General features: G+C 42.1%; 17 protein-coding genes. 5 read left to right on the top strand and 12 right to left on the bottom strand.

From position 1 onward, the window contains the following. Positions 1-318 precede the first annotated feature (318 nt). Positions 319-1,386, top strand: a complete 1,068-nt coding sequence (locus AXW61_RS13545) for a 4-phosphoerythronate dehydrogenase (protein WP_062034710.1) — start codon at positions 319-321, stop codon at positions 1,384-1,386. Beyond that, positions 1,383-2,366 (top strand): EF-P lysine aminoacylase EpmA, encoded by a 984-nt coding sequence (gene epmA / locus AXW61_RS13540; protein ID WP_062034709.1) that lies wholly within the window; start codon positions 1,383-1,385, stop codon positions 2,364-2,366. The genes AXW61_RS13545 and epmA overlap by 4 nt, the downstream gene beginning before the upstream one ends. A gap of 52 nt (positions 2,367-2,418) precedes the next feature. Here the strand turns inward: epmA and AXW61_RS13535 are convergent, their stop codons facing one another. From AXW61_RS13535 to ahcY, 6 genes are all read right to left on the bottom strand, one after another. Continuing rightward, positions 2,419-3,642 (bottom strand): multifunctional CCA addition/repair protein, encoded by a 1,224-nt coding sequence (locus AXW61_RS13535; RefSeq protein WP_062034708.1) that lies wholly within the window; start codon positions 3,640-3,642, stop codon positions 2,419-2,421. An 83-nt stretch (positions 3,643-3,725) separates the two neighbouring features. Further along, positions 3,726-6,005 carry an NADP-dependent malic enzyme gene (locus AXW61_RS13530; RefSeq protein ID WP_005399753.1) on the bottom strand — a complete coding sequence of 760 codons (2,280 nt, stop codon included), beginning with the start codon at positions 6,003-6,005 and terminating at the stop codon, positions 3,726-3,728. A 138-nt stretch (positions 6,006-6,143) separates the two neighbouring features. Continuing rightward, a complete protein-coding gene (locus AXW61_RS13525; RefSeq protein WP_062034707.1) occupies positions 6,144-9,020 on the bottom strand; it encodes an EAL domain-containing protein in 2,877 nt (958 codons plus the stop codon). Between the two features lie 181 nt (positions 9,021-9,201). Beyond that, positions 9,202-9,918 carry a 16S rRNA (uracil(1498)-N(3))-methyltransferase gene (locus AXW61_RS13520; protein ID WP_062034706.1) on the bottom strand — a complete coding sequence of 239 codons (717 nt, stop codon included), beginning with the start codon at positions 9,916-9,918 and terminating at the stop codon, positions 9,202-9,204. A 40-nt stretch (positions 9,919-9,958) separates the two neighbouring features. Beyond that, positions 9,959-10,795 (bottom strand): methylenetetrahydrofolate reductase [NAD(P)H], encoded by an 837-nt coding sequence (gene metF / locus AXW61_RS13515; RefSeq protein WP_062034705.1) that lies wholly within the window; start codon positions 10,793-10,795, stop codon positions 9,959-9,961. A 185-nt stretch (positions 10,796-10,980) separates the two neighbouring features. Continuing rightward, positions 10,981-12,363: an adenosylhomocysteinase gene (ahcY, locus tag AXW61_RS13510; protein ID WP_062034704.1), complete on the bottom strand. Its 1,383-nt coding sequence runs from the start codon at positions 12,361-12,363 to the stop codon at positions 10,981-10,983. A gap of 221 nt (positions 12,364-12,584) precedes the next feature. On the opposite strand from ahcY, the gene AXW61_RS13505 reads away from it, so the two are divergent. Further along, positions 12,585-13,118, top strand: coding sequence for a cysteine peptidase family C39 domain-containing protein (locus AXW61_RS13505; RefSeq protein ID WP_062034703.1), 534 nt, complete (start codon positions 12,585-12,587; stop codon positions 13,116-13,118). A gap of 21 nt (positions 13,119-13,139) precedes the next feature. Beyond that, positions 13,140-14,090 (top strand): DUF4424 family protein, encoded by a 951-nt coding sequence (locus AXW61_RS13500; RefSeq protein ID WP_081408309.1) that lies wholly within the window; start codon positions 13,140-13,142, stop codon positions 14,088-14,090. Positions 14,091-14,360: 270 nt separating this feature from the next. Here the strand turns inward: AXW61_RS13500 and AXW61_RS13495 are convergent, their stop codons facing one another. From AXW61_RS13495 to AXW61_RS13480, 4 genes are all read right to left on the bottom strand, one after another. Further along, the gene (locus AXW61_RS13495; protein WP_062034718.1) at positions 14,361-14,879 is read right to left on the bottom strand and encodes a tetratricopeptide repeat protein; all 519 of its coding nucleotides are present in this window, start codon (positions 14,877-14,879) and stop codon (positions 14,361-14,363) included. 79 nt (positions 14,880-14,958) lie between these two features. After that, positions 14,959-15,297, bottom strand: coding sequence for a DUF3325 domain-containing protein (locus AXW61_RS13490; RefSeq protein ID WP_062034701.1), 339 nt, complete (start codon positions 15,295-15,297; stop codon positions 14,959-14,961). Continuing rightward, positions 15,294-17,021: a PepSY-associated TM helix domain-containing protein gene (locus AXW61_RS13485; RefSeq protein ID WP_062034700.1), complete on the bottom strand. Its 1,728-nt coding sequence runs from the start codon at positions 17,019-17,021 to the stop codon at positions 15,294-15,296. Before AXW61_RS13485 ends, AXW61_RS13490 begins: the two co-directional genes overlap by 4 nt. 7 nt (positions 17,022-17,028) lie before the next feature. Then, positions 17,029-17,379 carry a hypothetical protein gene (locus AXW61_RS13480; protein ID WP_062034699.1) on the bottom strand — a complete coding sequence of 117 codons (351 nt, stop codon included), beginning with the start codon at positions 17,377-17,379 and terminating at the stop codon, positions 17,029-17,031. Positions 17,380-17,653: 274 nt separating this feature from the next. Between AXW61_RS13480 and AXW61_RS13475 the strand changes: the two genes are divergently transcribed. Then, positions 17,654-17,914, top strand: a complete 261-nt coding sequence (locus AXW61_RS13475; RefSeq protein WP_062034698.1) for a hypothetical protein — start codon at positions 17,654-17,656, stop codon at positions 17,912-17,914. A gap of 97 nt (positions 17,915-18,011) precedes the next feature. On the opposite strand, the gene AXW61_RS13470 is transcribed toward AXW61_RS13475, so the two are convergent. Together AXW61_RS13470 and lipA are read right to left on the bottom strand one after the other, a co-directional pair. Next, positions 18,012-20,486 (bottom strand): acyl-CoA dehydrogenase, encoded by a 2,475-nt coding sequence (locus AXW61_RS13470; protein WP_062034697.1) that lies wholly within the window; start codon positions 20,484-20,486, stop codon positions 18,012-18,014. Between the two features lie 292 nt (positions 20,487-20,778). Next, positions 20,779-21,792, bottom strand: coding sequence for a lipoyl synthase (lipA, locus tag AXW61_RS13465; RefSeq protein WP_004693928.1), 1,014 nt, complete (start codon positions 21,790-21,792; stop codon positions 20,779-20,781). Positions 21,793-21,829 lie beyond the last annotated feature (37 nt).

Raw genomic sequence — 21,829 nt, 5'->3', positions numbered from 1 at the left:
GAAAAAAGAAGAGTTTAAGGAAATTTTGGCAATTTTAAGAAAGCAGAATCCTGATAGGATAAGGGTTCTGTGAAATTTGTCGTGTACAGAGAAATTATTTGTCTAGTTGTTTGTACTATCATAGCGTTTACGGAGTTGACTTTATATTTTTCAGTATTTTGAACGAAGTAAATCTATATTAAACAATTCTTTAAAGTATTCGGTTTTTTACCATGAAGATGAAACATCGTGACTGTTTATTCAGATGTATTGCAGAGCAACATAGTGTTGAGCTTGTGCAACGGTTATCATAGAGTCAACAAAGCGTTGGAAGACATTATGAAAATCGTGGCAGATGAAAATCTCGCATTTACCGATTATTTTTTTGCCGAATTTGGTGAAATTGAGCACAAAGCAGGGCGTACTTTAACACATGCCGATGTTGTAGATGCCAAAGCACTGTTGGTGCGTTCCGTAACTCAAGTCAATCCAGCATTAATCAATAACACCACACTTCAATATGTGGGTAGTGCAACTATTGGTACAGACCATTTAGATATTGAAGCCATTGAGAAACAGAATATTCAATGGGCGAATGCCGCAGGTTGTAATGCGCAGGCGGTGGCTGAATATGTAATTACGGCTTTACTCCATCTCAATCCAGTATTGCTGAACGCTAAAGAAAGTTTTACTTTGGGCATTATTGGCCTAGGAAATGTCGGTTCTCGCTTAGCTTATATGGCCAAACTATTGGGCTGGAATGTGATCGGTCATGATCCTTTTGTACAGCAAGATGCGATTCAGCAGGTCGATTTAAATGCCTTATTAAGTAATGCTGATGCGATTTCATTGCATGTGCCCTTAACCAAAACAGGATCACATCCAACCTACCATTTGTTCAACGCCGAAGCTTTCGCTGCGATGAAAACGACAGCAATATTGATTAATTCTGCGCGTGGGCCTGTAATTGAAGAGCAGGCTTTATTGGCCGACATCGAAAAAACACAGCGTAAAGTGGTACTAGATGTCTTTGAGCATGAGCCTGTGATTTCTGAACAAGTGTTGAATGCTGTGAGTCTGGTGACGCCACATATCGCAGGTTATAGCTTAGAAGGCAAAGCGCGTGGTACACAAATGATCTATGAGGCTTTCTGTAAAACCTTTCAGTTTGAAGCACATAAAAGTTTCGAGTCGCAGTTGCCTGTATGTGCTCAATATTTTGAAGGCCAAGATTTGAAATCTGTACTTCAACAGCATTTAAGGGAAATCTACCCGATTGCACGAGATGACCAAGCCTTACGTGCTTGCTTAAAAAAGGGAATGATTGACCAAAAAGCCTTTGATCATTTAAGAAAGACTTATCCATTACGTCGTGAATGGGCTGCACACGGAGGGCCGAAGGCATGAGTCAGGACGTGATCCATTATCAGCCAACCTGTGACTTAAAAGCCATGCGAGCGCGTGCGCAAATGTACAGCCAAATTCGTCAGTTTTTTGCTGAACGTGAAGTGCTTGAGGTTGAAACCCCGATTTTATCTCAAGCTGGTGTGACCGATGTGCATTTGGCTTCGGTTCAAGCACAGCGCCATCTACAAGGCAAACAACAAACGCATTATTTGCAGACCTCACCTGAGTTTGCCATGAAGCGCTTACTTGCCAGTGGTAGTGGGCCGATTTATCAAATCTGTAAAGTTTTCCGTGATGATGAACATGGTCGTAAACACAATAGTGAATTTACCATGCTGGAATGGTATAGACCGAATTTCAGCTTGAAGGATTTGATGTTTGAAGTGACAGATTTATTGAATGTCACATTAAAGCAGCGTTTTGGTGAAGTTCGTCCTACCATTTTGAGCTATAAGCATGCGTTTATGGATCGCTTGGATTTGAACCCACTGCAAGCCAGTTTGAAAGAGTTAAAAAACTGCTGTAACCGCGTGGGTTTAAATTTGGACTTGGGCGATGACCGACTGGGCTATATCGATTTGCTCTTTTCACATTTTGTAGAGCCAAGTCTAGGTTTTGATACGCCCGCATTTCTAACTGATTTTCCACCAGAGCTGGCCTCGCTTGCCAAAACTAAAACGGATGAAGACGGTGAATGGGTTGCAGCACGTTTTGAACTGTATATCGAAGGTTTGGAACTCGCCAACGCTTATGATGAGTTGATCGACGCGGAGGTGTTGCGTTCGCGTTTTGAAGCCGATAATGCTGAACGTGAAAAGTTAGACTTACATGTGATGCCAGTTGATGAGTTTTTATTGGCTGCTTTGCCTCAAATGACCGCATGTGCAGGTATTGCTTTAGGTGTGGATCGTTTGTTAATGATTGCAACAGAACACATGCAGTTGGAAAAGGTGATTACCTTTCCCGCATCCATTTCTTAAGTGAAATTAAATAAAGCGCCGATTGTGGCGCTTTATTTGAGTCGATCAAGGTTTAGCTGTATTGAGCCTTCAGTTCTCCAATTGCGTGTATTCGACGTTCAATCAGCATTTCACCGATATCCGGGCCTTTAATATCCGCAGGTAGGTCTTGTGCTTTGATATTTCGCACAACATCCATCACCTTTAAAATATATGCCGACTGTGGGTATTCACGATCTTCAAGCCCTAAACGACCACGTGAGTCACATTCACAGGCCTGCACAAAGGCTTCAACCCGTTCTGGACGACGTAGTACATCTAAGCGTTGAAGTAAGCGCCACAAAGTGCCTGGTTTTAAGGTTAGGGCTTGATGACATTTCAAATGTTCTTTACAGACCGTAATAGCGAGCTGTTTCATCTGCGTTGGGACTTTTAGACGTTCACACACTTCAGTCACAGGTTTGACCCCGCGTTCTTCATGCATAATATGACGCGGTAGCTCGTCCACAGGTGTCAGAGCTTTGCCTAAGTCATGTACCAAAACAGCAAAACGAACATCTAGTGCGTAGTTGGCACGACACGCTTGTTGTAAGGACATCATGGTATGAATACCACAGTCAATTTCAGGGTGATACTCAGGGCGCTGTGGAATACCGTAAAGTGCCGCGATTTCTGGAAAAAGTACTTTTAAAGCACCACAGCGACGTAGCACTTCAAAGTATTCATCGGCATGATCTTCCATCAGAGCACGAGAGGTTTCTTTCCAAACGCGTTCAGGGGTTAGTGCCTCCAGTTCACCCGAGTCTGCGAGTTGCTGCATCAGTGCTAACGTTTCTTCGGCCACCGTAAATCCTAGGGTTTTATAACGTGCAGCAAATCGTGCAACACGGAGGACGCGTAGTGGGTCTTCTACGAAAGCATCAGAAACATGACGTAAAACACGGAGCTCTAAGTCGCGTTGGCCGCCATAGGGGTCATACAGTGTGCCTTCATCATCCATGGCGATGGCATTGATGGTAAGGTCGCGTCGAATTAAATCTTGTTCTAAGGTAACGGTACTGTCGGTATAAAACTCAAAGCCATGATAACCCTGCCCTGACTTACGTTCGGTGCGGGCAAGTGCATATTCATCTTTGGTTTCAGGATGTAAAAAAACAGGAAAATCTTTACCTACAGGTTGGAAACCCTGGGCAAGCAGTTGTTCAGGCGTTGCACCGACAACTACATAATCTTTTTCGTGATAGGGGTGACCCAGAAGCTGATCTCGGACCGCACCGCCTACTAAATAAACTTGCATGAAAAAACCTCTATTCTTGCAGTCATCATGCTACAGAATAAAGGTTTTCTCAAGTCACAAGATACGTGTATAACGACAAACAATTATTCGCCGTTTTTCTCCGCTTCTTGAATTTCTGCTACAGTCAGCGCAGTCATATTCACTAAACGACGTGTTGTTGCTGTCGGTGTAAGAATATGAACTGGTTTCGCTGCGCCAAGTAGGATAGGGCCAATGGTGACATTATTACCTGAAGTTGATTTCAACAGGTTAAATGAAATGTTGGCTGCATCCAAGTTTGGCATGATCAATAGGTTCGCAGAACCTTTGAAGCGCGAGTTTGAGTATGCAAAGTTACGGATGTTTTCATCCAATGCCGCGTCCGCATGCATTTCACCTTCAACTTCAAGTTCTGGCGCGATTTGCGTCAAAATCTCAAACACTTTACGCATTTTTTGCGCGCTTGGATCAGTTTGATCTGAACCGAAGCTTGAGTGAGAAAGTAGAGCAACACGTGGTGTCATACCAAAACGACGTACTTCTTCAGCGGCTAAAATTGTCATTTCAGCCAACTGTTCAGCTGTTGGGTTGGTGTTGACATAAGTGTCAGCAATGAACAGGTTACGGTCTTCAAGCATTAAAGCATTCAATGTAAAGAAAGAGTTGTGACCTTCTTTTTTACCAATGATGTTTTTAACGAAGTCTAAGTGAATGTCGTAGCTTGAATACGTACCACATAGCATACCGTCTGCTTTACCATGTTTCACTAACATCGATGCGATCAGGGTTGAACGACGACGTGCTTCACGTTGTGCATATTCAGGTGTTACACCTTTACGCTGCATAAGCGTGTAGTAGTCATCTGCAAACAATTCGTAGTCAGGATTTTTTTCTTGATCCACAATAGTGATGTTCACACCATGTTCAAGACGTAAGCCTAACTTTTTAATGTTTGCTTCAATAACCGCAGTACGACCAACTAAGATTGGTTTTGCAAGATCTTCATCAACTGCAATTTGTACTGCACGAAGTACGCGTAGGTCTTCACCTTCAGCATAAGCGATACGTTTCGGATCAGATTTTGCTTGAGCAAAAATAGGTTTCATCATCAGTGCTGAGTTATAAACAAACTCAGAAAGACGTTGACGGTATGCAGAGAAGTCTTGAATTGGACGACTTGCAACACCTGAATCCATGGCCGCTTGTGCAACAGCAGGTGCAATTTCTAAAATCAGACGCTGATCAAGTGGGCGTGGAATTAAGTAATCACGACCAAAAGATGCAGATTTTTCACCATAAGATGCCGCATCTGCTTCAATGTGTGCCATACGCGCAATCGCATATACGCACGCAATTTTCATCTCTTCATTGATGGTGGTTGCGCCTACATCAAGAGCACCACGGAAAATGTAAGGGAAGCAAAGTGCGTTGTTCACTTGGTTTGGATAATCTGAACGACCTGTTGCCATGATCACGTCATCACGAACTTCGTGTGCATGTTCAGGCAGAATTTCAGGATCTGGGTTGGCAAGTGCGAAGATAATCGGATCTTTCGCCATCAGCTTAACCATTTCTTTGGTTAAGATACCCGCAGCAGATAAGCCGAGGAACATGTCTGCGCCTGCAATCACGTCAGCCAGTTGAGTGCCTTCAACATCTTGTACATAACGTTTTTTAGAGTCGTCTAGACCTTCACGTTTTGTTGTAAGTAGACCTCGTGAGTCTGCAACAATAATATTTTCTTTTTTTGCACCAATGGCACAAAGTAAATCTAGGCAAGACAGAGCCGCAGCACCTGCACCTGAAGCGACGATTTTAATTTCGTCAATTTTTTTGCCATTCAATTGCAAAGCATTCAGTAAAGCAGATCCAACGATAATGGATGTACCATGCTGATCATCGTGGAACACAGGGATATTCATACGTTCACGAAGTTTTTGTTCAATATAGAAGCATTCTGGTGCCTTGATGTCTTCAAGGTTGATACCACCAAAAGTCGGTTCTAATGCAGCAACAATATCGACAATTTTGTCAGGATCATTTTCTGCAATTTCGATGTCAAATACATCAACACCTGCGAATTTTTTAAATAAAACGCCTTTACCTTCCATGACAGGTTTAGAAGCCAGTGGACCAATATTACCTAGACCCAAAACGGCAGTACCATTTGTGATCACGGCAACAAGGTTACCACGTGCAGTATAAAGCGCTGCTTTTGAAGGATCTTTTTCAATTTCAAGACATGGTGCTGCGACACCCGGTGAATACGCCAAGGCTAAATCGTGTTGGTTGACCAGCTGCTTGCTAGGTGTAACGCTGATTTTCCCTGGGGTTGGGAATTCGTGATAATACAAAGCTTGCTGTTTTAATGATTGATCGTCCATCTGAATCTCTTTGTAGCGTGGGTTAGCCAGCGGAGCTGGTAGTTTTTAGTAGACAAGACCGAATATACCATTAGTTGCTGGTATATCCCAGTGATAGCTGGTGCTTTTTAAGCAAACTTAGAGCTAAAACAGTCTGATTTATATTGAGTATGTATACGAGGGTGTGTCGAGATGATCTCTTAAATATTGGGTAGCATCGAGCTGCGGAAGAGGTTTGGAAAATAAATAACCTTGCGCGATATCACATTCTAAGTTTTGTAGGTAACTCAGTTGTTGTTCGGTCTCAATTCCTTCCGCCACCACGGTCATACCCATGGCTTTCCCCATGGCAATCATGGCGCTCACAATGGCTTCTTGTTTGTAGTGTCCAATTTTTGAAATGAAGCTTCGATCAATTTTTAAAGTATCGATAGGGAAGTCAGTTAGGTAAGACAGTGATGAATAACCTGTACCAAAGTCATCTAAAGAAATATGAATGCCACGCAATTTGATGGTTTCAAGGAGGTTTTTCACTGCTTCTGAGTTTTCAACCAAAGTGGATTCTGTAATTTCTAATTCGAGGCTACTACCACTGATTTTATATCGATCAAGGGCTTCATCTAAGTCCTTTAAAAGCTGTCCACGTTGTAATTGTTGGGCAACCACATTGACCGAAACGCAGATATTATCAAAACCCAATTTATTCCATTCTTTGATTTGCTTAGCGGTTTGTAAAATTACAATGCGGCCAATATCTGAAATCAAGCTGGTTTTTTCTGCCATCGGAATAAACAGATCTGGCGGTACGATACCCTTAGTTGGATGATTCCAACGTACCAACGCCTCAAAACCATAAATTTTCTGATTGTGAAAGTTGATTTTGGGCTGGTAATAAACCACTAACTCATTGTTTTGTATGGCTAGTCTTAAATCGCGTTCTAAATAAATCCCTTCTTCTAATGCAACGGTATTGCTCAGGCTGTAGAACTTGGTCGCATTTCCACCTAAACGTTTTGCTTCACTCAGTGCTTGTTCTGCACAGTTGTTTAAGTAGTCCAGTTGACGACCATGTTCAGGGTACTGCGAAATCCCCATTGAAAGCGTAATAATATGTTCTTGACCAAAAATATCAAAAGGTAGGCTAAAGGCTTTGTTAATTCGATCGATATGTTCCTGAACTGAGGGGCGAATATGAGAGACCTCATATACAATTGCAAAATCGTCACCATTTAAGTGAGCCACCATCAAGGCTTCAGCATTGGTTAAACGAAGGCGCTGAGCAACTTGGCGCAGAAGTTCATCGCCGCCATTATTGCTTAAGAATTCATTCAATGGGCGGAAACGGTCAATGTTGAGCCGAATAATTGCCAGTTGTTTAATGCTGTCTTGTTGAGAAACCAAATACTGATGAAGCTGATAGTTATAGTAAAAACGATTGGGTAAGTCGGTCAGCGTATCGTAGTTTTCTAAATAAGACAGACGCTGTTCTTGCAGTTTGCGCTCGGTTAAATCGGATACGATACCAATATAATGCGTGACACGATCTCGCTCATCGGTAATGGCATTCAGATGCATCCAAATACACAGCTCTTTGCCTGATAGGAACTTTTCATTCAGTTCACCGTCGTATTCGCCTTTTTTTAGGAGCTGTCCAATGATTTGGTTATGTGTGCTGCGTTGATGCGACTTATAGTTTGCAACAATATCAAACAGATGCTTGCCATTAATTTGTGCAGCTTCAAAGCCAGCCAAACGTTCAAAGAACGGATTTACGTCGATATAACGCAGGTCTTCATCTAAGATGAAAATCCCTTGTTCAGCTTGTTCAAGTACGCTTGCTGCTAGTCGCAGACGTTCTTGGTTGCTTTTTTCATGTTGAATATCTCGTCGAATACCCACCATTTGTAACGGTTTTTGATTGATTGGATCGCGAGCAATGACACGCCCAGTGTCATGTACCCAGTACCATTTCCCGTTGTTATGTTGCACACGATAAGTGGCTTCATAACGATCTGAATGACCCCGCAAATGACTTTTCATTGCAGATTTAAACGGGGCAATATCATTTGGATGAATCAGATACTGAAGCTGAAGTTGATGCTCTGTGGAATTTTTAAGTACTTTTTCTTGTTTGTGATTGGTCAGGGAAATGAGCCGGTCTTTAATATTCCAATCCCAAGGACGAATACCTGAAATTTCATGGGCAAGCGATAGGTTTTCTTGCTTATTTTTTAAGTCTTTATTGATTTGATTTACATCAAAGGTTCGTTCACGTACTTTTTGCTCAAGCAATTGATTATTCAGTTGTAACTGTTGTTCAATTTCTTTGGATTTATTCACTTCGTTTTGTAGCTGTTTGCATAAATCATCGGTCCAAGCGACTTGTTTTTCAGCTTCTTTTTTCAGCTCTCGATTTTTAATTGAGAGACGAGATAAGTGCTGATTAATACGGTTGGTGGCATTGGCACAGAGCAAAATCACAATCAGAATAAAGTTCACAGCAAGGTGAAAAAGAGTGTGATTGGCATCGAAGTTGATAAATTGCGAGAGGACATAAGGGGTGATAGATGGAATAAAAACCAAACAAAAATAACTGATGCGTTGCGTTAAATAGGTAAGGCAAACGGTCTGTGTGACGATCACTAAAAGTGCAGACAAGAGTAGGGCATTTGTATAGTTAAAATTGCCAGATAGGCTGGGTAAATAGTAATAGATACAGACGACGCCTGCTGCAACCAAAAGACCAATACTCAAACAGATGCCTTGAATCCAGCGGTGCGCATGTTTGGCAGAGTGGTTTTTCGGGTTGAAATACACAGTGTTCACGAGCCAAAAAATACTGAGGATAAACTCAGAAACAAAAAACCACAGGTTAAAATAAAAGGAATCTTGAGAAAAATTATAGTGATACGCACAGAAAATATAAAAATTTAGAATCAGTAAACTACTGATGAGGAAACGAAGATGGCTAATGGAATGCGATATTTGCGCAGTCTGCAAGTGCCGATCAAGATTTTCTGTAGAAATATCTGGCATGAATCGCGAAACCTTATTTTTTTTATGACCCAATGGCGTTGTGTTGTGTCTTTTTTCAAATTTAAATACATTGTGTAAAACACAATCAATTTATATTTTGATATAAGTCAAGGGTAATATTGTTGTACATCATAATCAATATATTAACAGAACAAAAGGGTGACTCTGCTGTTTATGTGATTTAAATCACTAAATTGTAGTTGAGGATTGACAAAGCGACGACTGGTGCTGTCTCTGTACGTAATACACGCTCACCAATACACCAGTTAATAAAACCGTGCTCATTGGCTGTTGTAATTTCAGCCTCACTTAAACCACCTTCAGGCCCAATGAGTAGTGCAATGTTTGGTGTCGCATGTGCCAAAACGTCGATTTTTTCTTTATTCGGAGCGAGTACAAGTCGCGTCGCAGGTAATTCGGATGCGAGCCATTTGTCTAAGCTGACTGGAGCATGGATGGTAGGAACAATATTCATGCCACATTGTTCGCATGCCGCGATGGCAATGCCTTGCCAATGATCAATCTTCTTTTGGTCACGGTCATATTTCAAACGCATTTCACAACGTTCAGACGTTAATAGTTGAATTTCGGAAACGCCTAATTCAACTGCCTTTTGAATGACATAATCCATACGGTCACCTTTACTCATGACTTGACCGAGTAAAGTTTTAAACGCAGGCGTACGATTGGTTTGGTTAAAAGCAGTGACCTGAACTGATGCTGACTTTTTAGCAACGTCACTTAAGGTCACTTCATATTCGCCGCCTTGTCCATTAAACAAAGTAGCCGCTTCACCGACTTGAGCGCGTAAAACTTTGACCCAATGGTGAAACACAGTTTCTGTCAGTTCGACAGTGTGATCAACATTGAGTTCTGCTTCCATAAAAAAACGAGGCATTCGGTTTTACTCTCAAATAGGGTGGATCTAGTTTAAATACTTATGCTAAACCGAGGTCTAGTACAAGCTGACGGGTAGGGTCAGTGGTGTTCATGGTGTAGAAGTGCAAACTCGGTGCGCCACCTGCAATTAGGCGTTCGCAAAGTTTCACAATCACTTCATGACCAAATGCTTTGATGCTGGCACTGTCATCACCATAGGTTGCCAGTTGCTTACGAATCCAACGTGGAATCTCAGCGCCTGTACCATCTGCAAAGCGAATCAAGTTGCTGGCATTGGTAATTGGCATAATGCCTGGTGCAACTGGAATGTTCACGCCTTCTTTTTGAATGCGATCGACAAAGTAAAAGTAGGCATCTGGATTAAAGAAGAACTGAGTCAGTGCTGCATTCGCACCTGCATTAGCTTTGTCGCAAAAGCGTTGAATGTCTAGGTCAAAACTATCTGCTTGAGGGTGCATTTCTGGATAAGCGGCAACTTCAATTTTAAAATGATCGCCCGAATGTTCACGGATAAAACGAACCAAATCCGTGGCATAAGGTAATTCGCCTAGGCCAACTTGACCTGAAGGTAAGTCACCACGCAGCGCTACAATACGGTCAATGCCTTGATCTTTGTAGATGTCGAGTAACTCAGCAATACGTGCTTTGTCATCCCCAATACAAGACAGGTGAGGGGCAACAGGTGTGCCTTTACCATTAAATTCTGCAATGGCAGCAAGGGTACGTTCACGGGTTGAACCGCCTGCACCATAGGTAATTGAGAAAAACTCTGGGTTTAGCAGCTGTAATTCTTGGTGTACAACTTTCAGTTTTTCTGCGCCCGCATCCGTTTTGGTCGGGAAAAACTCAAAAGAAATAGGAATGTGTTTCGACATGTTCAAATCCTTTTTTATAAATGCTTTTTATTTAGACCTCTTCCTAGCCCCTCACTTGTGCGTAGCTTTAAAGCAGTGCTTAAAACCCGCTTTACAGGAGAGGGGACTTTCACTATGAATTGCATTGATAATGAAAAGTCCCTTCTCCCACTGGGAGAAGGCTAGGATGAGGGGAAATATAAAACTTAGTATTTATAAGCATCCGACTTGAATGGGCCTTCAACTTGAACACCTAAGTAGTCTGCTTGTTCTTGAGTCAATTGAGTCAAGACGCCACCAAAACCAGCAACCATTGCTGCAGCAACTTCTTCATCTAATTTCTTAGGAAGCAGTTCTACACGAATCGCAGCTTGCTTCTGATCTTCTGCAAGATCAGCAAATTTTTCAGCGAATAAGTGCATTTGACCTAGTACTTGGTTGGCAAAAGAACCATCCATAATACGTGATGGGTGACCCGTTGCATTACCTAGGTTAACTAAACGACCTTCAGAAAGAAGGATCAAGTAATTGTTTTCATCTTCTGAACGATAAACTTGGTGAACTTGTGGCTTCACTTCAACCCACTTGTAACCACGTAAGTAGTTGGTGTCGATTTCAGTGTCAAAGTGACCGATGTTACATACCACAGCGCCTGCTTTTAATGAATCAAGCATTGCAGCGTCACAAACGTGGTAGTTACCAGTTGTCGTTACGATAAGGTCAGTATTTTGAAGAAGATCAACATTTACATCTTCTTTTTTACCAGTTTGTACGCCATTCTTGTATGGAGATACCACTTCGTAACCGTCCATGCATGCTTGCATAGCACAGATTGGATCTACTTCAGTTACACGTACAATCATGCCTTCTTGACGAAGTGATTGCGCAGAACCTTTACCTACGTCACCGTAACCGATTACAAGCGCACGACGACCAGATAAAAGCATATCTGTACCGCGTTTGATTGCATCATTTAGAGAGTGACGGCAACCGTATTTGTTGTCGTTTTTAGACTTCGTTACAGAGTCATTGACGTTGATTGCAGGAACTTTCAAAGTACCGTCACGAAGCATTTCATACAGACGTTGAACACCTGTAGTCGTTTCTTCAGTTACGCCGTGGATTTTTGCAATCACTTCAGGGTATTTTTCATGAACAAGGAGGGTTAAATCACCACCATCATCCAAAATCATGTTGGCATCCCAAGGTGTGCCATTTACATTGATTTGTTGTTCTAAACACCACATGTATTCTTCTTCTGTTTCGCCTTTCCAAGCAAATACTGGTACACCTGAAGCCGCAATTGCTGCAGCAGCATGATCTTGAGTAGAGAAGATGTTACAAGAGGTCCAACGAACTTCTGCGCCTAATTCAACTAGGGTTTCAATAAGAACCGCAGTTTGAATGGTCATGTGGATACAACCAAGGATTTTTGCACCAGCAAGTGGTTTTGCAGCAGCATAGCGCTTACGTAGACCCATAAGTGCTGGCATTTCTGCTTCAGCAAGTTTGATTTCTTTACGGCCGTAATCAGCTAGAGTGATGTCAGCAACTTTGTAATCTGTAAATGAAGCAGTAACCGCGTTCATCACGATCTCCTAATATAAAAAATTGATCATTCAGTTCGCGGATGCCGTTGTTGATTCAAAAAGGATTTGAACCGGATCGTCGAGCCTAGCGATTTCACATTTATGTACCTGTGAAAAAGTCGCAGCATCCCTCGACTAGCGAAGTATTGTACTTGGAAATTGATTCAGTTCCAACGATGTTTTGTTTATTATCAACACAATCATCTTTTTTGAATTGTGCTATGGCCTTGAATATCCCTGAATCCTTAATGAACCTTGAAGCTAATGGCGGTATTTATGCGGTATGGATGCTACTCCAGCATTTATATATCGATGCGGATATTGAACAGTTGATTGAGGTCTGTGGTTACGATGCAGAAAACGGAACGACAACCATTGGCTTGGCAGTCGGATTAAAGAAATTTGGCTTTGATGTTCAATTTTATACTGATGAAGACCCAGAGCTTCAAGCACAAGAAAAATTGAGTTATGCAGAAGCTGAGCAACTAAAGCTGCCAGTTTTAGCGGCTATCAATTACCAACAAATTCAACAGGCATTTGAGCAAAATAAATTTATCATTGTCTATTACGATACTTTAGAAGGCGTCGGAAACCATTCACTGGTTTATTCTATAGATGAGCAGGAAATCTGTTTCTTTGACAGTTTTGATGCGATGCCTGCATCTGCATTTGAACAACAGCGAAAAGCCGAAGGCATTTGTCGTCAGGTGATCATTATTGATAATGCAAACTTTGAGACTCATGCAGAAGATTAAACATTAAAGAAGATGATTAAAATGAAAAAGATCCTCGGACTATGCGTGTTCATCTCTATGCAGATCAGTGCGAATGACAGCACGGGTTATGTGGCAACGGGCGGTGTGCAATATCTGAAAAATCCAAAAATCAGTATGCAAAGTGAAGATTTGTTTATTAGTAAAAACATCATTCGGGTGAATTACCAATTTAAAAATCTTACCGCTCAAGATATTACGGAAACTGTTTTATTTCCCTTGCCGCGTGTGGGCAGTTCGCGTGAAAGCGATTTTGCGCATACCGAACAATTGATTCAAAGCTTTAAAGTACAAGCCAATGCACAAAAGATTCAGCCAGAAACCCATGTGCGTGCATTTTTACCCGCTTTAACAGCTAGTGGGGACTTCAATTCCAATGGTGAAGTCGTTGATGTGACTGCGGGTTTGAAAAAATGTGGTTTTTCAGATCGAGATTTGATGTATCCGTGGTTATTGCAGCAAGATTCTACGCTTAATCAGCGTTTGTATCGTTGTCAGGACAAAACAGTGCAGCAGCTTTTAAAGCCCTATCAGGCGGATGATGAAATTTATTGGGAATCGCAAATCATTTATAGTTGGCAGCAGAAGTTTAAGGCCAATGCGTTGACCCATGTACAACATGAATACATGCCATTGGTCGGTGGTTCGGTCTCTTTATATCCTGAAGAAGATGAGAAGATCTATTGTATGGATCAAAACTTCAAAGCGGGTTTGAAAAAGGCCAAGTCGCAATATCCACCTTATCAAGCCTTGGGCTATATCTTAAAAACGGGTGCAAATTGGGCGAAACCTATTCAAAGTTTTAAACTGACCATTGAGCGTGACCCGAATGAGCTGGTTTCATTTTGTTGGAAGGGTCAGGTGAAAAAGATCAGTTCGACACAATTTCAAATGACAGAAAAGAATTTTGTGGCGAAGCAGGATTTAGAGATTATTTTTGTGCGTAAGTTTTAAGTCCAATTTTTTGGGCGTTCTTTTGTTTCGGCAAAAGAACCAAAAACATTTGTCTTCCGAAAAATCTGTTTACTTTCTGAATGCAGAGCGCCTTTTGTTGCAAAAAACAATTCATTTTAAAGGCGACTACTTCGTCTTATGCTGCAAATAAAAGCATTGCTTTTAATCTTGCTGAGGTTGCGGATGACCTTATGGCGTATCGAATGAAATTTAAAAAATGCCAGTCAGTTTATTCACTAACTGGCATGACATCAAAGGATGGGCTTTTACTTATTCTTGCTCTGCGGCATCTGCCTTGTCGTGCCAGTATTTGGCTTTTGCTTCATCTGTATCGACACCTAGCGCATTTTCATAAATGAATGCCAAATCACGCATGGCTTGAGCCTCACCCAGTTCCGCTGCTTGTTGTACCAGTTCAATCGACTTAGCGACATCTTTTTCAACCACATCACCACGACGGCAAAAACCAGCCAACTCTAATATTGCACTAGGGTGTTTCAGTTCAGCAGCTTGTTTTAACCAGTGATGTGCATGTCCAAAGTAGGTTTCTGCTTCGCTTGGATCTTCTTCACGAAGTTCTTTGGCATAAAAAGCATAACCTTCACCCAGCCAATACATGGCTTCTACATGACCCAATGCTGCTGCTTTGAGCGCCCATTCTTCTGCAAGCGTAATGTCATCTTCATTTTCACTTTGCATATACAGTTCAGCAAGTTCAAATTGAGCGTCACTATTACCTGTTGTTGCAAGGTTGACCAATTCAGCAGGAATTTTAGGAGATTTAGGCATACAAATAACCAAAGATTTAAACTGTGGATAGCCTAATGCTTTCAAGTGAAAAAGCCAATCCGAAGATTGGCTTTTAGGTTCAGATCAGGTGCAAAGTTAAGCTGAATATAAATAAGAGTAAAACTGAAACAGCGATATTCTTAATTTTTTGTTCAAAATAACTCAAGCAAACTCCGACAAACAGTGCTGCGAAGCTAATTACGCCGACCCAATAACTGATTTCGGTGCTCCAATGTCCTTGTGTTAAGCAAATGAGCAAAGAAACAATTAACAGTAACCAACCCACAGTGGTTGCTAAGCGTGTTTGCTGAAGCGTCAGTTCTTTAGTAAAGATTTGCTTTTGGTGCTTAGACATACTGCTGGCAAGAGCAAAAAAACCTAAGGCTGCTAAAGCCCAAATGACCAGAAACCAAATCATGCTTCGGCCTCCTGAACAGGTGCTTTCACTTTCTTATTCGGCAAACCTTGATGTTTTTTAACTTTGTCATAAGCGAAATAGAAAATCACTGCCATTACCCACATGGCTAGGTCAACCGATGCAATCATCCATTGACCCTGCGCAATGCTGTTCCACAAAGCCTGACCGCCTGTCATCAAGTTGACCACTGGCAGCAGGGCGAAAGCGAGTGTTGCTAATAAAAGTAAGTCTAACCATGCTTGGCGGTGGGTACGGAAAATGGCATATATCAGCGTGAGTAACCATACGGTAAAGAAGCTACGAATTTCCCAGTTCAGGCGCATTTCTATGTCTGCTGGAATGAAACGGTTAGCATAAAAATATGCCGCGCAGGCCAAAGGTAAACCAATAATGGCCGCAATATTCAGGACTTCAACCAGTCGGAAACCAAACGATTTATAGCCTTGTTTCTCCTGTTGGGGTGCACGTTTTACACACCAAAGGATCAGACCTGTCGCCACCATGAGCGTACCTAAAATACCTGAACAGAATAGCAACCAGCGAAGAGCCAAGTCGAGGCCACGTGCTTCGTGTAAGACGGTGACCACGTTATAGATGCCACTTGGAATCGATGGATTTTTGATTCGTATATTTTTATCCGTTTCGTCTTGACCCGTGACCCCATTATAGTTGAGTGTTGCATACACATTGCGATGCGCGACACTTTCAGCACGTAAAGCACGCAACTCAATTTTGGCTTGGTCTGTATTGGGTGAAATAATGTTAATTGAAGAAATTGGATTGTCTTTCCACTGTTGTTGTACCGCTGCCATAATTGGCGCTAAGTCTGTCAGTGGTGCAGGGCGGAGTTCGGGTTTTGGACGCTCCTCACCACGACCTTGAGCATGTTCACCACGTTGCTGTCCGCGTTCTCCACGAGTCGCTCTTTCGCCGTCGCGTTGACCTCGATCTTCGCGCTGCACATCTTCAGCCTTTTGGGGCTGCTCAATCATGCTGGCCTGTTGGTCACGTAAAAACTGTTGTCGATTTTCATACGCTTGGTTAATTCCCCAAGGCATGAACATAAACATGAGCAGTAGTAGGCCACTAAAGGTAATCATTAGATGAAAAGGCAGCGCAAAAACAGCGGTTGCGTTGTGTGCATCTAGCCATGAGCGTTGACCTTTGCCAGAGCGAAAGGTAAAGAAATCTTTAAAGATTTTTTTATGGGTAATGATGCCGCTAACAATTGCGACCAACATGAACATGGTGGCAATCCCGACCAACCAACGCGTCCACAGGCGGGGTAAACCGTACAATTCAAAATGGAAACGGTATAGGAACCCACCACCACGCGTATCCCGTGGTTCAATCACTTCACCAGTCGCACTGTCTAAGGTGATGCGTGTTCCACCACGACGTGCTTTCGGGTCTTCACCAACGGCACGAATAGTCACTTCAGTTGTGGTTTGGCGTGAGTTGGGCAGTTGAATGTTCCAACTGCCAGCATCTGGGTGGTTTTTCTGTAAATAGTTGAGCGCAATCTGCATCTGTTGCACTTGAGACTGCGCAGGGATAGATTGATGTGTTTCTGGTTTCATCCAAGTAGAAATTTCATTTTGGAAAAAACTCAGGGTTCCAGTCACAAAAATTGCATACAGCAGCCACCCTAAAATGAGACTGGCCCATGTATGCAACCATGACATGGATTGGCGCGGTCCTTCCGCTTTTTGATCAACACGCATTGAAAAACTATCCTAGAAATTTGAGTAGGGCATAGAGTGCAATACATGGCACAGCAATGCCGAGTGTTGCTTTTAAGGTTTTTTGAACCATAAAGACCCAAATAAAGGCAGCACAGTTAAGACAAAATGCAATGAGTGTGGCGCTCATGGCCGCATTCACAGGATTTGCAATAAAGACTTTAGCAATGGTTAATGCAGAGAGTGCAGCAAGGAGATAACCTCCGAGCAATGCAAGTGCAAATCGATACAACACCATCAGACGGTAGCTAAGTGTTGTGTCGACTTTCTTCTTTTTGGCAGGCTTCGGACGGACTTTTTCCGAATGAACCAAGGCATCAATTTGAGTGGTGCTATTCATGGAAGAGAGTTGGTGTATTAGTAAACAATATTGCAAATGATAACAATTATTATTTAAATAAAATAGATGGTAACTTTATTTATTTTTTCTGTAACGGTAAGTGAGTTTGGTGAACAGAAAAATTTGGATTGTAGTCGCTGCCTTTTTAGTTAGATTTGATTCTTATCTTTATTTATTTTTAAGAATAACTACACAGTGTTACTAAATTACATTATATGCAGTTTTGTTCTACGTTAGTTTCATAGTCAATACTTGGGCGAATTTGGAGGAAAAGATGGCTGCTTTTATTAATGCCGAACAGGCAAAAATTATGTCCAACCAAGCGTATTTAGATATTGGAATCTATAAATTACGTTTAGCATCACTAATAGAGGAGAGTGCGAAACAGGGAAATACTGCGGTATTTACCGTATTGCCAAAACATTTACCCTTAGACGATATTCGTCATCTTTCAGCAGAACTTACCCAACTGGGATATCAAGTCCGTTTGGAAGTGGAAGAGTTCTACTATCGTTTAAACGTGTATTGGATTTAAAACTTCGCTTTGAGGTCTTGGTTTATATTGTGTGGATAAAATAAAAGCCCGTAAACGGACTTTTATCTTTTAGGAGTTTCGAAAACCGATGAGAGGGCTATGGTTGAATATCGGAAGCCTTTGTATGATAGGGATTCTTTAAATCTAGTGTCTGTTCAAGCTCATGATCGAAAATGTCGGTGAGCATACTATCGAAGCGTTGAGCATTGTAATGAATCAACTGATCTGCTTCTTCAGGACTGATGAATCCTGTTTCAAGTGCATGTTGAATATGTGATTCAAAATCTAAGCCTTTAAATTGTCCTTTAGACTCCGCTTTTTTAAACTTCGTCCACAGTGGATCAATTTTTAATGCTGCTTGGAACGCATTTTCCATACGCCCAAAGACGTCATTGGGATCGGTATTGTAAAAAACATGTTGCTTGAGTTGTTCACGGAAAGGATTATTTTCCATGATCGCATGTCCTAATTGCGTTTTTAGCTGATCACTTGGTTGCTGGGCAACACGACCAAAAGGGAAACAGATGAATTTGACTGCACAAGCTGCGGCTCGCATAGGAAAGTTTGCGAATAGCCCATCAAATGCATCCTGAATTTGGACAAATGCTTTTTCTAAAGCCAGTTGAGCATGTTGTTGTTCAGCCTCACTACGTTGTCCTTTTTCATAAAACTTCAAAATAGCGGTCGCGATAAATAGATGGGAATGAATGTCAGCCAAACGCCCTGAAAGCATTTCTTTGCGTTTAATATCGCCTGCAAGTAAGCCTAAACACAGGTCAGCGGTTAAGGCGAAGTTTGCACTGAAACGGTTAATGGTTTTGTAAAAAGGACGTGAGAAAGCATCTATCTGTGCGGAAGCATCTGAAGGGCCACCGAATATGCCATAACTGAATGAACGGGCTGTGCGGTTAAAGGTATAAGCCAAATGTTTAAAAAGTAGCGTGTCGAAAGGCGTTAATGCTGCCTTTGTATCTTCTGCTTGAAGGAGTTGTAGCTCTTCATATAAGTAAGGATGACAGCGCATTGAGCCTTGACCAAAGATCATTAAAGAACGGCTTAAAATATTGGCCCCTTCAACGGTAATCGAAATGGGGATGGCCTGATAATTCAGTGCTAAAAAATTGCGTGGCCCCATTTGTACCGCCCGACCACCAACGACATCCATCCCATGATTGACAATTTTACGCATGGTTTCGGTGGCATAGTATTTGGCCATAGCTGTCATCACAGCAGGTTTTCCACCTTCATTTAAACCACAAGTCACCATATAGCGAAAAGCTTCTAACATATACGCACCGCTGGCAATATCACTGGTGGCTTCTTGCACGCCTTCAAAATGTCCTACAGAAATTTTAAATTGTTGGCGTACTTTGGCAAAAGCACCGACACTTAAATAAGCCATTTCAGCTGAAGCAGTGGAGAGCGCTGGCAGGGAAATCCCACGACCTACGGCTAAGCATTCCATCAGCATGCGCCAACCTTTACCTGCATTTTCCACCCCACCAATAATCCAATCGAGTGGGATAAAAACATCTTGTCCATCGACCGTGCCATTCATAAAGGGTGAACCAGGATTATGTCGCGCACCGACTTGGACACCGTCATGACTGGCAGGTAATAATGCGCAGGTGATGCCATATTCAGTTTTGCTTGCATCGCCTAATAGTCCATCAGGGTCATAGAGTTTAAAAGCGAGACCAATCACAGTCGCAATAGGCGCCAGTGTAATCCAGCGTTTTGAAAAATTCATACGTAAACCAAGCACTTCTTGGTCTTCAAACACGTCATAGCAGACCACGCCTGTATCAGGTATTGCACCCGCGTCTGAACCCGCCTCAGGACTGGTTAAACCAAAGCAGGGGATTTCTTCACCCTTAGCTAGTCCCGGGAGGTAGCATTGTTTTTGTTCCTCAGTTCCATAATGTAAAAGCAATTCACCTGGGCCTAAAGAGTTGGGTACCATACAACTGACGGCAGTGGTCAGTGAACGTGAAGAAATTTTGCTCATGATGCGGCTTTGGGCAAAGGAGCTAAAGGCACGACCGCCGTATTCTTTGGGAATAATTAAACCTAAAAAGCCTTGTTCTTTGATGTATTGCCATGCCTCAACAGGAAGATCTTTTAAGTGGTGATGAATTTCCCATTCATTGAGTAAACCACAAAGGTGTTCAACTTCATGATCTAAGAAGGATTGCTCTTCAGCGGACAGAGTTGGGTAGACATAACCATCAAATTTTTTCCAGTCAGGCGCACCCATAAATAATTCTTTTTCCCACCAACTAGTGCCGGCATCCAATGCTTCGCGTTCGGTACTGCTCATACTCGGCATGGCTTTGGCTAAAGCTTTATAGGCAGGTTGCGTGATTAAAGACTTTCGTAATGGATCAATAACCACAATCAGGCTGAGAATAATTAAGGGCAGACCTAGAAGTAATGACCACGGACTGATAAAAATAGCAGCGAAGAGGGATGCAAAAATAATCATTGCAGTTGCCATTAAGCGACTGAGTTCAAAATAAAAAACAGCCCAGAGGATACAGATTAAAAACAGAATGGCGAAAATGAAACCCATTGAAACCTCCCGTTGTTTACACCGTGAGGTCAGTCATACGTTTTATAGAATTCCACGGAAAATAAGGCAAAACGTAGACTAAAAAGGTGTAATAAAATGAATTTGATGTGATGTGTAGCATCACGATTATTTTAGACTTTGAATTAGATTAGGATGTTTATTGAACAATGACTGTGTTAGAAATGTATGAATACGTAATTGAAAAATATAAAGAACGAAGATCGTAATAAAAAAAAGCCCTCATATGAGGGCTTTTAATTTTTGCGTTTTAACTGTTTAACACCACAGCAAATTAAGCTTCAATCGTTTGGACAGCAATCTTTTTCGCAGGATCTGCTTTGCGACGTACTGCTGGTACAGGTTCGCCATAGTATTGACGGTCAGCGAAGTAGCTTGAACGAACCATCGGCGCTGCCCAAATATTTCTAAAGCCTAGCTTTTGACCATGCGCAGTGTAGCGTTCAAATTCTTCTGGTGTAACGAAGCGGTCAATCGGCGCATGTTCTTTTGAAGGCTGTAAATACTGGCCAATTGTTACATAGTCAACGCCGTGTGCATGCAAGTCATCTAAAAGTGAAATGACTTCTTCTTCAGTTTCACCAATACCGACCATCAAACCACATTTGGTTGGAACGTCAGGGCAATATTCTTTAAACATTTTTAACAGATTTAAAGAGTGTTGGTAGTCTGAACCTGGACGCATCGCTTTGTATAAACGCGGTACCGTTTCAATGTTGTGGTTAAACACATCAGGTGGACACTCGGTCATAATGCGAAGCGCAATGTCCATACGACCACGGAAGTCAGGTACCAAAATCTCAAGTAAAGTATTCGGGCTTAATGCACGTGCTTCTTTAATACAGTCAACAAAGTGCTGTGCGCCACCGTCAAGTAAGTCATCACGGTCTACAGAGGTGATCACGGCATATTTTAAACCTAAGTTTGAGATCGTTTCAGCCATATGACGTGGTTCGTCTGCGTCAAGTGCATTTGGACGACCATGTGCCACGTCGCAGAAAGGACAACGACGTGTACAAATGTCACCCATAATCATAAAGGTTGCAGTACCGCCACCAAAACATTCAGGGAGGTTTGGACACGCAGCTTCTTCACAAACGGTATGTAGTTTTTGTTCACGTAGGGTTGATTTAATGCGTTGCACTTCTTCGGGTGCTGCCATTTTCACGCGAATCCAATCCGGCTTGCGTGGCGTTTCAACCGTAGGAATAACTTTTACAGGTATACGCGCGACCTTTTCTGCGCCACGAAGTTTGATACCCTGCTCAGGTTTACGGTTTTCAGACATATTCAACTATTCCACTGTTTTTGACGGGGGAGATGCT

The organism is Acinetobacter sp. BMW17 (assembly GCF_001592855.1).
GTDB lineage: Bacteria > Pseudomonadota > Gammaproteobacteria > Pseudomonadales > Moraxellaceae > Acinetobacter > Acinetobacter johnsonii.
This window is presented reverse-complemented; position numbering and strand designations above follow the sequence as displayed.

Coding starts and splice junctions, on each gene's coding strand:
- AXW61_RS13545 (WP_062034710.1), top strand. CDS start 319: ATGAAAATCGTGGCAGATGAAAATCTCGCATTTACCGATTATTTTTTT.
- epmA (WP_062034709.1), top strand. CDS start 1,383: ATGAGTCAGGACGTGATCCATTATCAGCCAACCTGTGACTTAAAAGCC.
- AXW61_RS13535 (WP_062034708.1), bottom strand. CDS start 3,642: ATGCAAGTTTATTTAGTAGGCGGTGCGGTCCGAGATCAGCTTCTGGGT.
- AXW61_RS13530 (WP_005399753.1), bottom strand. CDS start 6,005: ATGGACGATCAATCATTAAAACAGCAAGCTTTGTATTATCACGAATTC.
- AXW61_RS13525 (WP_062034707.1), bottom strand. CDS start 9,020: ATGCCAGATATTTCTACAGAAAATCTTGATCGGCACTTGCAGACTGCG.
- AXW61_RS13520 (WP_062034706.1), bottom strand. CDS start 9,918: ATGCCTCGTTTTTTTATGGAAGCAGAACTCAATGTTGATCACACTGTC.
- metF (WP_062034705.1), bottom strand. CDS start 10,795: ATGTCGAAACACATTCCTATTTCTTTTGAGTTTTTCCCGACCAAAACG.
- ahcY (WP_062034704.1), bottom strand. CDS start 12,363: ATGAACGCGGTTACTGCTTCATTTACAGATTACAAAGTTGCTGACATC.
- AXW61_RS13505 (WP_062034703.1), top strand. CDS start 12,585: ATGGCCTTGAATATCCCTGAATCCTTAATGAACCTTGAAGCTAATGGC.
- AXW61_RS13500 (WP_081408309.1), top strand. CDS start 13,140: ATGAAAAAGATCCTCGGACTATGCGTGTTCATCTCTATGCAGATCAGT.
- AXW61_RS13495 (WP_062034718.1), bottom strand. CDS start 14,879: ATGCCTAAATCTCCTAAAATTCCTGCTGAATTGGTCAACCTTGCAACA.
- AXW61_RS13490 (WP_062034701.1), bottom strand. CDS start 15,297: ATGATTTGGTTTCTGGTCATTTGGGCTTTAGCAGCCTTAGGTTTTTTT.
- AXW61_RS13485 (WP_062034700.1), bottom strand. CDS start 17,021: ATGCGTGTTGATCAAAAAGCGGAAGGACCGCGCCAATCCATGTCATGG.
- AXW61_RS13480 (WP_062034699.1), bottom strand. CDS start 17,379: ATGAATAGCACCACTCAAATTGATGCCTTGGTTCATTCGGAAAAAGTC.
- AXW61_RS13475 (WP_062034698.1), top strand. CDS start 17,654: ATGGCTGCTTTTATTAATGCCGAACAGGCAAAAATTATGTCCAACCAA.
- AXW61_RS13470 (WP_062034697.1), bottom strand. CDS start 20,486: ATGGGTTTCATTTTCGCCATTCTGTTTTTAATCTGTATCCTCTGGGCT.
- lipA (WP_004693928.1), bottom strand. CDS start 21,792: ATGTCTGAAAACCGTAAACCTGAGCAGGGTATCAAACTTCGTGGCGCA.